Annotated in this window: 14 protein-coding genes; 11 read left to right on the top strand and 3 right to left on the bottom strand. The window is 55.5% G+C overall.

Annotated features, from left to right (window positions below; all coding sequences use genetic code 11):
• Positions 1-67: 67 nt before the first annotated feature.
• The 10 genes from AC3Y7R_RS03860 (at position 68) to AC3Y7R_RS03815 (ending at position 8,629) form a co-directional block, all read left to right on the top strand.
• Positions 68-1,450 (top strand): aminotransferase, encoded by a 1,383-nt coding sequence (locus tag AC3Y7R_RS03860; RefSeq protein ID WP_490040687.1) that lies wholly within the window; start codon positions 68-70, stop codon positions 1,448-1,450.
• Entirely contained in the window at positions 1,451-2,419 is a 969-nt protein-coding gene (speB, locus tag AC3Y7R_RS03855; protein ID WP_490040686.1) for an agmatinase, read from the top strand.
• Positions 2,419-3,360, top strand: a complete 942-nt coding sequence (gene speB / locus AC3Y7R_RS03850; protein ID WP_490040685.1) for an agmatinase — start codon at positions 2,419-2,421, stop codon at positions 3,358-3,360. The genes speB (AC3Y7R_RS03855) and speB (AC3Y7R_RS03850) overlap by 1 nt, the downstream gene beginning before the upstream one ends.
• Positions 3,361-3,394: 34 nt before the next feature.
• A complete protein-coding gene (locus AC3Y7R_RS03845) occupies positions 3,395-4,282 on the top strand; it encodes a lysophospholipid acyltransferase family protein (protein ID WP_490040684.1) in 888 nt (295 codons plus the stop codon).
• A complete protein-coding gene (locus AC3Y7R_RS03840) occupies positions 4,282-5,094 on the top strand; it encodes a glutamate racemase (RefSeq protein ID WP_490040683.1) in 813 nt (270 codons plus the stop codon). The genes AC3Y7R_RS03845 and AC3Y7R_RS03840 overlap by 1 nt, the downstream gene beginning before the upstream one ends.
• 55 nt (positions 5,095-5,149) lie before the next feature.
• Positions 5,150-6,178, top strand: coding sequence for an N-acetyl-gamma-glutamyl-phosphate reductase (gene argC / locus AC3Y7R_RS03835; RefSeq protein ID WP_490040682.1), 1,029 nt, complete (start codon positions 5,150-5,152; stop codon positions 6,176-6,178).
• 10 nt (positions 6,179-6,188) lie between these two features.
• A complete protein-coding gene (gene ccmE / locus AC3Y7R_RS03830) occupies positions 6,189-6,635 on the top strand; it encodes a cytochrome c maturation protein CcmE (RefSeq protein WP_490040681.1) in 447 nt (148 codons plus the stop codon).
• A 57-nt stretch (positions 6,636-6,692) separates the two neighbouring features.
• Positions 6,693-7,304: a holin-associated N-acetylmuramidase gene (locus AC3Y7R_RS03825; RefSeq protein ID WP_490040680.1), complete on the top strand. Its 612-nt coding sequence runs from the start codon at positions 6,693-6,695 to the stop codon at positions 7,302-7,304.
• Positions 7,295-7,771 carry a holin family protein gene (locus AC3Y7R_RS03820; protein WP_490040679.1) on the top strand — a complete coding sequence of 159 codons (477 nt, stop codon included), beginning with the start codon at positions 7,295-7,297 and terminating at the stop codon, positions 7,769-7,771. Before AC3Y7R_RS03825 ends, AC3Y7R_RS03820 begins: the two co-directional genes overlap by 10 nt.
• An 81-nt stretch (positions 7,772-7,852) precedes the next feature.
• Complete coding sequence (locus AC3Y7R_RS03815) at positions 7,853-8,629, top strand: enoyl-CoA hydratase-related protein (RefSeq protein WP_490040678.1); 777 nt, start codon at positions 7,853-7,855, stop codon at positions 8,627-8,629.
• Between the two features lie 57 nt (positions 8,630-8,686).
• On the opposite strand, the gene gltA is transcribed toward AC3Y7R_RS03815, so the two are convergent.
• Together gltA and gltX are read right to left on the bottom strand one after the other, a co-directional pair.
• Positions 8,687-9,976, bottom strand: a complete 1,290-nt coding sequence (gene gltA, locus AC3Y7R_RS03810) for a citrate synthase (RefSeq protein WP_490040677.1) — start codon at positions 9,974-9,976, stop codon at positions 8,687-8,689.
• Between the two features lie 116 nt (positions 9,977-10,092).
• The gene (gltX, locus tag AC3Y7R_RS03805; protein WP_490040676.1) at positions 10,093-11,508 is read right to left on the bottom strand and encodes a glutamate--tRNA ligase; all 1,416 of its coding nucleotides are present in this window, start codon (positions 11,506-11,508) and stop codon (positions 10,093-10,095) included.
• 95 nt (positions 11,509-11,603) lie between these two features.
• Between gltX and AC3Y7R_RS03800 the strand changes: the two genes are divergently transcribed.
• Positions 11,604-13,724, top strand: a complete 2,121-nt coding sequence (locus AC3Y7R_RS03800) for a ComEC/Rec2 family competence protein (RefSeq protein ID WP_490040675.1) — start codon at positions 11,604-11,606, stop codon at positions 13,722-13,724.
• On the opposite strand, the gene lexA is transcribed toward AC3Y7R_RS03800, so the two are convergent.
• Complete coding sequence (lexA, locus tag AC3Y7R_RS03795; protein ID WP_490040674.1) at positions 13,718-14,404, bottom strand: transcriptional repressor LexA; 687 nt, start codon at positions 14,402-14,404, stop codon at positions 13,718-13,720. The two genes, AC3Y7R_RS03800 and lexA, sit on opposite strands and share 7 nt — an antisense overlap.
• Between the last annotated feature and the right edge of the window lie 34 nt (positions 14,405-14,438).

The following is a 14,438-nucleotide window of genomic DNA, read 5'->3' as shown; positions in this document are numbered from 1 at the left end:
ATTCGCAAGCCTTGCATTGTTAAGGGCGCGGGGGCAGGCTGCTTTTGGGCATACCGGAGGAGTTACCATGACGACCGAGACCAACCTAGATATTGCGGCTTTAGATAAGGCCCATGCGCTGCATCCCTGGACCCATTTCGAGAGTTTCGTGCGCGACGGGCCATTGGTGATCGAGCGCGGTCTGGGGTGTACCTTGTGGGACAGTGACGGGCGCGAATACCTTGATGCGGTCGGCGGGCTTTGGTGCACCAACATCGGTCTTGGGCGCAAAGAGATGGCGCAAGCCATCGCTGATCAGGTCGAAAAGCTGGCTTTTTCCAATACCTTCGTCGATATGACCAACGGCCCTGCGGCGTTGCTCTCGGCCAAACTGGCAGAACTTGCACCGGGGGATTTGAACCATGTGCACCTGACTACCGGCGGCTCGACCGCGATTGATAGCGCTTACCGCATGGTGGCCTATTACCAGCGGTGCGCGGGCCGGCCTGAGAAAACCCAAGTGATCGCACGCGATTGTTCCTATCATGGCTCGACCTTTGCGGCGATATCAATTGGTCAACGCGCGGGCGATAAAATGCCCGAATTCGAGTATAAGCAAAGCGGCATTCACCACGTCAGCGCGCCCGACTGTTACCGCGCCATTGGGGGCCGGTCCGAGGCCGAATTCACTGATGATCTTGTGGCCGAGTTCGAAGCGAAAATCATGGAGGTTGGCCCCGACAAAATAGGCGGTTTCTTTGCGGAACCCATTCAGGCGTCGGGCGGCGTTGTGGTGCCGCCACAGGGCTATCTGAAACGCATGGCCGACATTTGCCGCAAGCATGATATTTTGTTCATTGCGGATGAGGTGGTGACAGGGTTCGGCCGCTTGGGGCATTGGTTCGCCTCATGGGACGAGTTCGGCGCACAGCCAGATATTATTTGCTGCGCAAAGGGGCTTAGTTCCGGCTACCTGCCGATCGGCGCGATGATTTTCTCGGATAAAATTTGGGACGCAATGCAGGGGGATCGCTGGTATGCATCCGGCTTTACCTATGCGGGCCATCCGGTGGCCTGTGCCGCCGCGCTGAAAAATATCGAGATCATCGAGCGAGAAAACCTACTGGCGCAGGCCACGTCGGTTGGCAGTTATTTTGAAGAGCGAATAGGCGCGTTGAATGCCTTGCCATTGGTCGGTGACGTGCGCGGTCGCAAACTGATGATTTGCGTGGAAAACGTGGCCAATAAAGAGACCAAAGAGCTGCTGCCGGATGGATTGAACGTCGGCAAGCTCATCTCGGACGCGGCCGAGGCGCGCGGATTGATGGTCCGCCCAATGGGGCATCTGAATGTCATGTCTCCGCCGTTGGTTATCACCAAATCACAGGTCGATTTCGTCACCGAGACACTGGAGGCGTCCATTAACGAGGTCACCGATAAATTGGTGCGAGACGGGGAAAGGATCGGATAAATGGCCCTCAAAGATGCAGCGAATGATGTGGACAATGCCCTAACGCGAGACGGGTTTCGGGGGCATAGTTTCGAGAACGCCTTTGGTGGCGCGCTAAGCTTTTTGCGCCGAACCTATACCAAGGATCTCACGGGTGTTGATCTGGCCATTACCGGTGTGCCGTTTGATCAAGCGGTCACCCACAGGCCCGGAACGCGCCTTGGCCCACGCGCCATCCGCGAGGCTTCCACCTTGCAAGCCTGTGATCCGCCCTATGGTTGGGATATCGACCCGATGCTGGAGTATAACATTGCAGATTATGGCGATTTATCATTTGATTACGCTGATATACCTGCCTTTCCTAATGCATTAACAAATCATATATCCGGCATCTTGGATGCTGGGTCAGGGTCATTGTGCCTTGGGGGGGATCACTACATTACCTTCCCGATCCTGCGGGCCTATGTGAAGAAATTCGGGCCGCTGTCCCTGCTGCAATTTGATGCGCATTCCGACACTTGGCCCGATGATGACATGGCGCGCGTGGATCATGGCACGATGTTTTATAAGGCGGTGAAGGAGGGGCTGATTATCCCTGAACGCTCGGTGCAGGTGGGTATTCGAACGGTTTGCGAGGATTATTTGGGCGTCAATATTATCGACGCCCGTGAGGTCCACGAATCCGGGACTGCGGCAGTTGTGGCAAAGATAAAAAGCATCCTTGGCGACAACCTTACCTACCTGACCTTTGATATCGACTGCCTAGACCCCGCCTTTGCGCCGGGGACTGGAACGCCGGTGTCTGGTGGGCTTAGTTCGGCCCAAGCGCTGCATATTTTGCGCGACTTGAGGGGCATCAACATGGTCGGCGGCGATGTGGTCGAGGTCTCGCCGCCCTTTGATGTCGGCAGCGCCACAGCCGTGGCGGGTGCCCATGTCGCAACTGAATTGATGTGCCTTTATTGCTATAACAAACGGGAGCGTGGCTAATGCCGAATCAACCGACATCAGGCAATGATCTGGCCCGGTTCGCAGGGCAGGGAACCTTCATGCGGTTGCCTCAAGCCGCGACGGCCGAGGGGCTGGACGTGGCCTTCCTTGGTATCCCGATGGATCATGGCTCTAGCTGGCGATCTGGCACGCGGTTTGGGCCTGCCCAAGTGCGCAGTGAGAGCGCGATGATCCGCCCCTATGCCGTCCAAACTGGCGCGGCCCCTTTTGACGCCTTGCACTGCGCGGATGTGGGGGATGTGCCAATCAACACATTCAACCTTCGGGAAAGTATTCGTATAATTACAGAGTATTACGATGCGTTGTTAAAGTACGATGTCATCCCGATGACCCTTGGCGGGGACCACACGATCACCCTGCCAATACTGCGTGCAATCGCAAAAAAACACGGACCCGTTGGGTTAGTTCATGTGGATGCCCATGCCGATGTTAATGACGAGATGTTTGGCGAGCGAGAGACCCACGGCACGGTGTTTCGCCGTGCTTATGAGGAAGGGTTGCTGCGCCCCACAGACGTCTATCAGATCGGTTTGCGTGGCACAGGCTACACCGCCGAAGACTTTGACGAGCCGCGCGACTGGGGCTTCAATCTGACCTTGGCGCAAGAGCTTTGGCATAAATCCACCGCGCCTCTGGCGGCTAAAATCAAGGCTGATATGGGCGCGGGACCTGTCTATATCACCTATGACATCGACAGCCTTGATCCTTCAATTGCGCCGGGAACTGGCACACCTGAAATCGGGGGATTAACCACGCCGCAAGCTTTGGAGCTGATCCGCGGCCTGCGCGGTTTGCCCATCGTTGGTTGTGACTTGGTGGAAGTTTCGCCACCCTATGATCCGTCTGGAAACACGGCACTGACCGCGGCCAATATCATGTTCGAAATGCTGTCGGTTTTACCCGGGGTGCCGTATAGGTAGCTGCGTAAATTGCTGCAAAAAAGGCTTTCGCGCCATGGAAAACGCGCCAAAAGAGATCAGTTACGCCCAATCAGCGCGCACCCGCACGGGACGCGCCGTAATTCGAGTTATTGAGAATTCGACAGGACGGCTTCGCCTTATCCGGCGCGCAAAAGGCTATGAGCATGAGGTCGCCACCGGCGCGAATTTCTGGGAGGTTATGGCAAAGCGCTATGGGCTGTCGTTGGAGATCGTTGGTGGGGCATTGGGCGATATTCCAGCACAAGGGCCGTTGATTACCATCGCAAATCACCCCTACGGCATTTTAGACGGGCTAATGATGGGGCGTATCCTCAACCGCACCCGTGGGGATTTTCGCATCCTTGCCAATACGGTGTTTCACAAAGCTGACGATATCAACAAAAACATATTGCCGATCAGTTTTGACCAAACCAAAGAGGCCATTGCCCAAAATATTGCAACCCGCAAAGAGGCGCTTCGCTATCTGGCAAATGGCGGGGCAATGGGCATTTTTCCGGGCGGAACCGTGTCTACCTCAGCCAAGGCATTCGGGCGTGCCATGGACCCTGCATGGCGCACGTTTACGGCCAAACTTGTAGCTAAATCAAAGGCTTCAGTAGTTCCTATTTACTTTGACGGATGCAATTCCCGTCTGTTTCAACTGGCCAGCCATGCCCATCCGACCCTGCGCTTGGCCCTGTTGATCGCCGAGTTTAAGCGCCGCGTTGATACCCCTGTGCGGGTGGTCATTGGCAAGCCAATCCCACCCGCACTGCTTGAGCCACATTACAAAGACCCCACGGCGATGATGCAGTTTTTACGCCGCGCCACCTATGAGCTGGCCCCCAAGCCTTTGTCTTCGCTGGACTATGGGTATGAGTTCGAGGATAAGTGGAAAACCAAGAGAAATGGCACGGGCTGATGGCGGTAGGAATTTTTGACAGCGGGTTGGGCGGGTTGACCGTTTACGACCAGATAGCGAAAGACATGCCGGAGTTGCCGGTTTGCTATTTCGCTGACAGCGCCAACACGCCTTATGGGGTGCGCACGCCTGATGACATTTTCAACCTGACCTGCACTGCGACACAGGCCCTGTTCGATGAGGGCTGTGATTTGGTGATTTTGGCCTGCAACACGGCCTCGGCCGCGGCGTTGCGGCGGATGCAGGAGAGCTGGGTTCCCACAGATAAGCGGGTGTTGGGCGTTTTTGTTCCGATGATCGAGGCCCTGACGGAGCGCAATTGGGGCGATAACTCCCCACCGCGCGAAGTTGGCGTGCGGGACGTGGCATTATTCGCAACTCCCGCGACCGTTGCCTCACGGGCCTTCCAGCGGGAATTGGCCTTTCGCGCGATTGGCGTTGATGTCGAGGCGCAGCCCTGTGGCGGCTTGGTCGATGCGCTTGAAGATGGCGACGAGATGCTGGCCGAGGCCTTGGTGCGCAGCCATGTTGATGCCCTAAAGCGGCGGATGCCAAATCCGCAAGCGGCCATCTTGGGCTGCACCCATTACCCTTTGATGCAACAGGCATTTCAAGACGCGCTTGGCAGCGATGTTATGGTGTATTCTCAGGCCAATTTGGTCTCTGCGAGCCTTAGAGACTACCTGAAACGGCACCCTGCAATGACCGGGGCAGGGACGCAAACCAAGTTCCTGACGTCTGGAAGCCCGGCTCAAGTTAGTGACCGAGCCACCCAGTTCCTGCGACGAAAGATCCTGTTTGAAGCGGCATGATTGCCGCCACCGCATCTTTCTACTAAACCACATATAAATTCATATGGAGTCTGTTATGACCCAAAATATCGCCATCCTTGGTGCGTCCGGCTACACGGGCGCAGAGCTGTGTCGGCTCATTTCCACTCACCCCACCATGGTGATCACTGCCCTGTCTGCTGATCGCAAAGCAGGCATGGAAATGGCTGATGTCTTTCCACATTTGCGCCATTTGGCATTGCCGACACTGGTTAAGATTAACGAGATTGATTTCTCGGATGTCGACCTGTGTTTTTGTGCCTTGCCGCATAAAACCTCGCAAGAGGTTATCTCTAAACTGCCCGATACGTTGAAGATTGTTGACCTGTCTGCCGACTTTAGGCTTCGCGATACTGAGGCCTATAAACAGTGGTACGGCAACGCGCATTCGGCGCAAGAGATGCAAAAAGAAGCAATCTATGGCCTGACCGAATTCTACCGTGACGACATTGCAAAAGCACGGTTGGTTGCGGGGACCGGCTGTAATGCGGCCGCCGGGCAATTTGCTTTACGGCCCCTGATTGAAGCAGGGGTGATTGATCTTGATAACATCATCATTGACCTGAAATCTGGTGTGTCCGGGGCAGGGCGCTCGTTAAAAGAGAACCTTTTGCACGCGGAGCTGTCGGAGGGAACAAGCGCTTACGCCATTGGCGGCACGCACCGTCATCTTGGCGAGTTTGACCAAGAGTTCTCGGCCATTGCCGGGCGCCCTGTTCAGGTTCAATTCACGCCGCATTTATTGCCGATGAACCGTGGCATCCTTGCGACGGTTTACCTACACGGGAATGCGGCTGAAATTCATGCCACCTTGGCCGAGGCCTATAGTGGCGAGGCCTTTATCGAGATTTTACCGTTTGGACAGGCCCCCTCCAGCCATGATGTGCGTGGGTCCAATTTTGTCCACATCGGGGTGACCGCTGACCGGATTGAAGGGCGCGCGATTGTGATCGCAGCCTTGGATAACCTCACGAAAGGCTCGTCCGGCCAAGCATTGCAAAATGCCAATCTGATGTTAGGTCTAGATGAGACTTTGGGGCTGATGATGGCCCCGGTATTTCCGTAGGGGATTGGTCATGAAGGGCCTCAAGAAAAAACGTCGCATTCAAATTATAGCCGTCGCGGTTGTGGCGTTGACCCTGTCCACTGGATTGATCGGTTTCGCCTTGCGCGACGGGATTAACTTTTTCCGCTCGCCGACGGAAGTCATGGAAGCTCCACCGACACCGACCGAGACATTCCGCATCGGCGGCTTGGTCGAAGAGGGCAGCTTAACGGTGAATGCAGCGCAGCAAACCGCGTTCAATGTCACGGATGGAAACGCAGTGGTTCCGGTGACTTACACAGGCATTCTGCCTGACCTTTTTGAGGAAGGTCAAGGTATGGTGGGGACGGGAAAATACATTAACGGCGTCTTTGAAGCCTCTGAAATACTTGCAAAACACGATGAAAACTATATGCCCGTTGAGGTGATTGACGCCTTGAAGGAGCAAGGTATTTACCAAGAACCGAACGGTACCTAGAGGCGCGGTTAACTTCTTTGCAGCAGGTTTGAGACCTCTTTAGATCAGGGGTCAGCCATGCAAACCGTTCTCGAAATTGCCCAGGATATTGTGCGCCGTGAAGGTGGCTATGTGAATGACCCCGATGATCCGGGCGGGGCCACCAATTATGGAGTGACCATTCACACTATGCGTCGATTAGGTCTGGATTTGACCGGTGACGGGCGGGTAAATGCGTCCGATGTGAAGGCGCTAAGCCGCGCCCAGGCCGTTGATGTTTTTATTGATCATTACTTCAATGCCCCGCAGATCAACCGTCTGCCAGAGCCGCTTCAGGCCACAGTTTTTGATATGCATGTGAATGCTGGGTCGAATGCCATCAAACTGCTGCAACGGCTGTTGAACGACATGGGGCAGGACGTTGCTGTCGATGGCCAACTTGGCCCCCACACTATTCGCGCGACTTATGGCGCGCTCAAAGAGGCTCCTGATCACATGGTTGATGCCTATGGAATTGCACGGCGAAGCTATTATTATCGCCTCGCAGACCGTCGCCCAGCGTCGCGAAAATATGCACGACGGCGTGATGGCGGCAAAGGCGGCTGGATCAAACGCGCCGAGGAGTTTATGTCGCCACACTACCATTTTTCCGCAACGCAGCACCGTCAACGGGTGGCGTCATGGGGTTGATTTCAAGCATTTTGCGCGGCGGAATTGGCGAGGCCGGAGCTGCCGTCGTCAATGTAGCCGAGGCCTTTCGCCCCAATGCAACCCGACAGATGGAGTTGGGTCATAAGGCCTACACTGCCGCTTTGGCACAACATGGCGCAGAGTTCGAATTTGGGCGCATGGGCAGATTTGATCGCTTGATGAACGGATTGAACCGCCTCCCTAGGCCGATGCTCGCACTTGGAACTTTGGGATTGTTCATCTATGCAATGGTTGATCCCACGTCATTTTCTGAGCGAATGCAAGGGCTTGCCTTCGTGCCCGATCCGCTTTGGTGGCTGTTGGGGGCTATTGTCAGTTTCTACTTTGGCGCGCGCGAGCTGCATTATAGCCGCGGCCTGAAATCTGTTGTCCAACTTAAACCAAATGGCCCTAAACCAACCACCAACCCTGCCTTGGAGGCTTGGCGTTCCAAGCGAGGGGGATAAAATTTGCACGTGACGGCGCGTTTCGCTTTTCTAAACTGATCAGTTCGCTATCTTGGTGGCAACCGGATTTGGAGAACTGCGATGCACTATGAGACCCTGCGCCTAAACGTCAGCAATAACGTGGCGGTGATTGAGTTTACGCGCGACGACGTGATGAATGCGCTGAACACTCAGATGCGTGCGGAAATTCTGCATGCCGTCAAAGCCGCCGAGACCAGCGCGCGCGTTTTGGTTCTAACGGGAAAGGGTCGTGCGTTTTGTTCCGGCCAAGATTTGGGGGATCGCGCGACAGTGGCCACAACGGATCTGGAGCGGACCTTGCGTGACGAATATGTGCCGATGCTCATGGCTATTTACAATTGCAAAATTCCGACAATTTCTGCGGTGAATGGCCCTGCCGCCGGGGCCGGGGCGAATTTGGCTTTAGCTGCCGACGTTGTGATCGCCACGCAATCTGCGGTGTTTTTGCAGGCATTCACCCGGATCGGGTTGATACCGGATGCGGGCGGCAGTTATTTTTTACCTCGACAGGTCGGTATGGCCAAAGCAATGGGGGCCGCCTTATTTGCCGAACCTTTGAGCGCCGATGAAGCCAGCGCGATGGGCATGATTTGGGAATCCATCCCAGACGGCGACTTTAAGAAACACTGGAACGACCGCGCCACCTATCTGGCCAATGGCCCGACTGAGGCTTATGCGCGGGTCAAAACCATCATTCGATCCAGCTTTGAGAATGATCTGGAAAAGCAGTTGTTGCTTGAAGCCAAACTGCAAGGCGAATGCGGTAAAACCTATGATTTCCAAGAGGGCGTTCTGGCCTTCCTAGAAAAGCGGCGTGCCAATTACGAAGGCAGATAAAAGAAAGGCGCGGCAATGTCGCCGCGCCTTTCTTAATTCGTTCTAGGTCAGTTCGATTTACCGTTTTTCAATGTCGACATAATCACGGAACGTCTCACCTTTATACAGTTGACGAGGGCGCCCGATTTTCAATTTTGGATCAGAAATCTGCTCTTTCCATTGAGAAATCCAGCCCACAGTCCGCGCCAAAGCGAAGATTGGGGTAAACATCGAGGTTGGGAACCCCATCGCTTCCAAAATGATACCGGAATAGAAGTCCACATTCGGGAACAACTTTTTCTCGGCAAAATACGGATCAGCCAAGGCTTGTTTTTCAAGCTCCATCGCGACCTGCAATAGCGGGTTATTTTCAACGCCCAACAACTCAAGAACTTCGTCTGCGGATTGTTTTAAGACAGTCGCGCGCGGGTCGAAGTTTTTATAGACCCGGTGACCAAAGCCCATCAGGCGGTAGGTGTCGTTTTTGTCTTTTGCGCGAGCAATGAACTCAGGAATACGATCAACCGTGCCGATTTCCTTAAGCATTTCCAGGCACGCTTGGTTTGCGCCACCATGTGCCGGGCCCCATAGGCAGGCGATACCAGCAGCGATACATGCGAACGGGTTTGCGCCCGACGAAGAGGCCAAACGCACGGTAGAAGTCGACGCGTTTTGCTCGTGATCGGCGTGCAAGGTGAAAATTCGGTCCATGGCACGGGCCAACACGGGGTTAACCTCGTATTTCTCTGCCGGAACCGAGAAACACATGTGCAAGAAATTAGACGCATAATCGAGGTCATTGCGCGGGTACACAAAAGGTTGCCCGATGGAGTATTTGTAAGCCATAGCCGCGATGGTCGGCAGCTTTGCAATCAGTCGAATGGCCGCAACTTCGCGCTGCCATGGGTCATTGATGTCGGTGCTGTCGTGATAGAACGCCGACATTGCGCCAACAACACCAACCAATGTGGCCATCGGGGGCGCGTCACGACGGAAACCACGGAAGAAGTTGTGCATTTGCTCATGCACCATCGTGTGGCTGGTCACGCGGGTCTCAAAGTCTTCCAATTTCGTAGCGGATGGCAGCTCACCATAAAGCAGCAGGTAGCAGACCTCTAGGAAATGAGATTTTTCGGCCAGTTGGTCGATTGGATAGCCGCGGTGCAGCAATTCGCCTTTGATGCCGTCAATGAAGGTGATGGTGCTGTCGCACGCAGCTGTTGATGTGAAGCCGGGATCATAGGTGAATACATCGCCCTGCGCATAGAGCTTGGTGATGTCCAATACGTCAGGCCCCACCGTGGGGGAGTGGATGGGTAACTCGATTACCTTATCACCAATTGTTAATTTTGCGGACTTGTTTGACATATTTTCACCTTTCGTGTGTCTGGGGTTTGCGCGGTCGCAACCCCCTGTTAATAATGGCATTTATGGCCATGTTTGCTTTGTGATCACCCAGCCGATAAACGGCAAGGTAGGATATTTTAAGCCGTTGCTGCGGCTATGCGTTTTATGGTCTCGTCACGCCCAATGACCATCATCATGTCAAAGACGCTGGGCGACACCGCTCGGCCCGAGAGGGCGGCCCGCAAAGGCCCGGCAAGCTTCCCAAATTTGAGATCTTGCGCTTCGGCGAAACCCATTACGGTTTGCTCCAGCGGCTCACGGTCCCAGCTAACAGTTTGCAGCTGCGGCGTCAATTGCGTCAGTATACCACGGGATACCGGATCGAGTAATTTCGCGGCCTTTTCGTCATAGGTAAATGGCAACTCTTCCAAAACGAATGCGAATTTTTCCAACAAATTTCCAACCGTCTTATCCGTCACGTCCATTTTTCCAAAAGCCGATGCAAACGCCAGAGCCTTCTCCTCTGACAAGGTCGGCTGCCCTGTCGCTGCAAGGTAGCTTTGTGCATCACGCAGCATGGTATCAGAATCGCTCATTCCGATGTGATGACGGTTAATGTTTTCCATTTTCTTAAAATCTAGCCGCGCAGGTGCTTTTCCGATCCCGCCAAGATCAAACCAATCTATGGCTTGCTGGGTGGTAAACACCTCGTCGTCACCGTGGCTCCAGCCCAAACGGGCCAGATAATTGCGCATGCCCGAGGGCGTGTACCCCATTGCGCCATATTCGCCGACACCCAAGGCTCCATGGCGTTTCGACAGCTTTTTACCGTCCGGGCCATGGATCAGCGGGATGTGGGCATAGGTCGGAAGAGGCCAGCCCATGGCAGTATAAATCATCGACTGGCGCGCCGCATTTGCAAGGTGATCATCCCCGCGAATAACATGGGTCACCCCCATATCGTGATCATCGACAACAACGGCGAGCATGTAAACAGGAGTGCCATCCGAGCGGAGCAAAACCATATCGTCCAGCGTCTCGGCCTTCCAGGTGACATCGCCTTGCACCGCGTCCTTGATGGTCACTACCCCGTCTTGCGGGGCCTTGATGCGCACCACATAAGGCAGGTCTGGGTGCTCGGATTTCACCACATCGCGCCAAGGCGAGCGAAACAGGGTCGAGCGGCCATCAGCGCGCGCGGCCTCCCGGAAACTCTCGATCTCGGCTTGCGTGGAAAAGCACTTATATGCCGCACCCGAGGTTAGCATTTCTTCGGCCACAGCGGCGTGGCGGGCGGCACTGTCAAACTGGCTAACGGCCTCGCCATCCCACTCCAAGCCCAGCCAAGTCAGCCCATCAAGAATGGCTTGTGTCGCCTCAGGGGTGGAGCGCGCGCGATCCGTGTCCTCGATCCGCAGTAAAAATTTGCCGCCACGCCCACGGGCGTAAAGCCAGTTGAACAAGGCCGTACGGGCACCGCCGATATGAAGGTAGCCTGTCGGAGAGGGGGCGAAACGGGTGACAACAGGGGCGTTTGAGGAAGGATCGGGCATTCGGATGTTTACCTTTTGGAAAGCATGTTCGGGCAGGGTCAGCGCCGAGGGTGCGCGCCAATCTGTTCAGGCGCTAGGTTTAGGCAATCGATCAGATGGAGACAAGGGCAGCAGAAATTGGAGCGCCGAGTGAGCCTCATTCCCTGAGGGTCAGGCTCAGCGACGCTTTTGGACGTCAGCAAGGCTATTTGTTTGTATGGATGCCGATATGCCTTGGGGTTGGTATCGGCATATATTTCAGCATGATGTCGGAGCCAAGCCTCGCTATTTTTGCGCCACTTGTCTTGGCATTATTGGCTTTGTGGCTATGGGCGGTAGAGCGGGAGAGGCATCGGGGCTGTTGGGCCTCGGTCCTGCTTTGGGCGATGACGCTGGTTGTTGCGGGCAGTATGCTGGCCAGTTTTCGGGCCCATTGGGTGGCGGCACCGGTACTTGGCTATCGGTATTACGGACCAATTGAGGGCCGGGTGATCAAGATCGACAAGTCCGCGTCCCAAAAGACCCGCCTGACCCTAGATCAAGTGCGCCTGACCCGCATGGCACCGGCGAGAACACCCAAGCGGGTGCGTATATCTCTGCATGGCCCGATGCTGTTGGAAACCCTAAGCCCGGGTGATGTGGTGATGGTGACGGGCCATCTGGGACCGCCGTCCGGTCCGGTCGAGCCGGGGGGCTTTGATTTTCAGCGCCATCTTTGGTTTCAACAACTTGGGGCATTGGGCTACACCCGCACGCCGTTGTTGCGGGTGTCTGGCGTGGATAAGGCTGATCTTAGTTGGCGGTTACAGCTTTATAGTTTTCGCCTGTCGTTATCTGCGGCAATCAAATCGCGGATGCCGGCGCCCAATGGGCCGTTTGCAGCGGCCATCATCACCGGGGACCGCACGGATATCGACGCGGAGGCTCTGGGCAATCTTCGAGCGTCGAATTTGGCCCATCTGTTGGCGATTTCCGGCCTTCATATGGGCTTGTTGACCGGGGCCGTTTTCGCACTGATCCGCATTTTTGTGTCTTTGATCCCCGCAGTGTCTACCCGGCTAAACGCGCGCAAAGTCGCCGCGGTCGGGGCATTTGCGGCGGCTTTAGTCTACCTCGGCGTGTCAGGGGCCAGCGTCGCCACGCAGCGGGCATTCATCATGGTGTCAGTCATGCTTTTTGCTATCTGCATCGACCGCCCCGCCTTGTCCCTGCGCGCGGTCGCCATTGCTGCCCTCGCGGTGTTGATCATGTCGCCCGAGGCGTTGATCGGCCCCGGTTTTCAAATGTCTTTTGCCGCGACCACGGCCCTTGTCGCAGTCTTTGCGGTGATCCGTGATCGTAGCTTATTCTTGCACATGCCGGGTTGGATGGGGGGCGTGGCGTCCTTGGTAATCTCGTCCTTTATTGCGGGTGCTGCGACGGCCCCCTTTGGCGCAGCGCATTTTAATCAACTGGCGCAATATGGCCTGCTGGCAAACTTGCTGTCGGTTCCGGTGATGGGGCTGATCGTCATGCCGGGCGCAATTGCTGCGGGTTTGCTGGCCCCGTTGGGACTGGAATGGGTCGGGCTTTGGGTCATGGAACAGGGGCTTGCGTGGATATTAGGCGTGGCCGATTTCGTGGCTACGCTGGATGGCTCGACGCGTGGCATCATCGCACCGGGCCCATGGGTTTTACCGCTGGTCTCCCTCGGTGGGCTGTTTATTTGCATATGGCAAGGCAGGGGGCGAATGGCCGGATTGGTGCCGTTGGCGGCGGCGGTGGTTTTGTGGGTCGGGGCCGAGCGCCCAGTGGTTCTGATCTCAGAAAGTGGCCGCCTGCTTGGGGTGCTGCAAGATCAGGGTCGCATTTTGAACAAGCCCAAAGGCGATAGCTTCTCGGCGCGGGTTTGGCTTGAAAATGACGCAGATATTGTGACGCAGGCGCAGGCTGCCGCACGCGGCGACATGCATCCCAATGTATTCACCTTGGAACTTGCCGGGGGGACGCTGGGTTTTGATGCGCAAAACCCGGATAAAATTGATGTGGCGTCCATCTGTGCCAGCAATGATCTAGTCGTTCTGCCCCGCGTAGAGGTGCCATTGCCAAAATCATGCGTAGGCTGGGTCGAGGGTGACTTCAGCTTTGGTGGCTCCGTCGCTATTTACACCTCCGAGCAAGGCCTCAGGTACGAGGACAGCCGGACGCGTCAAGGCGACCGGTTGTGGGTTTTGCATCGAAAACGCAAGCGTCAGTAAGAGCGGATCAATCCAACAAGGCGACCTTGCACTTTTACCATATTGTCCGGCAACACGCGGGTTTCATAGGCAGAGTTCGCAGGCTCAAGCGCAATAGAAGACCCGTGGCGGCGGAACCGCTTTAGCGTCGCCTCCTGGCCCTCGATCAAAGCCACAATAATATCGCCATTCTCGGCCGTAACCTGCTCGCGGATAACCACAACATCACCGTCATTAATGCCCGCCTCGATCATCGAGTCACCTTTGACCTCAAGGGCGTAATGATGCGCGTTTCCACTCATCATAGAGCTGGGAACGGCAACATTGTGTGATGCTTCACTAATGGCTTCAATCGGAGTGCCTGCCGCGATGCGACCCATCAGTGGAATCTCCATCGCATGAACCGCTTCAAGTTCCATCGCAGCTGGGTTGGGGGCAGGTCGGTCGCCCTCAATCACCCGAGGGGTAAAGCCACCGGTGTTAATCGCATCCGGCAGTTTCAAAATTTCCAAGGCCCGCGCTTTATGGGCCAATCGCTGAATAAAGCCCCGCTCTTCTAGTGCCGTGACCAATCGGTGAATGCCCGATTTGGACCGCAAGTCCAACTCATCCTTCATTTCGTCGAACGAAGGTGGAACCCCGTCGCGTTGAATGCGGGTGTGAATGAATTTTAGCAGATCCAGCTGTTTCTTGGTCAGCATTGGCTCAGAACTCCCTGATAACGGCACGTTTTCG

Source organism: Litoreibacter sp. (genome assembly GCF_058136045.1).
This window is presented reverse-complemented; position numbering and strand designations above follow the sequence as displayed.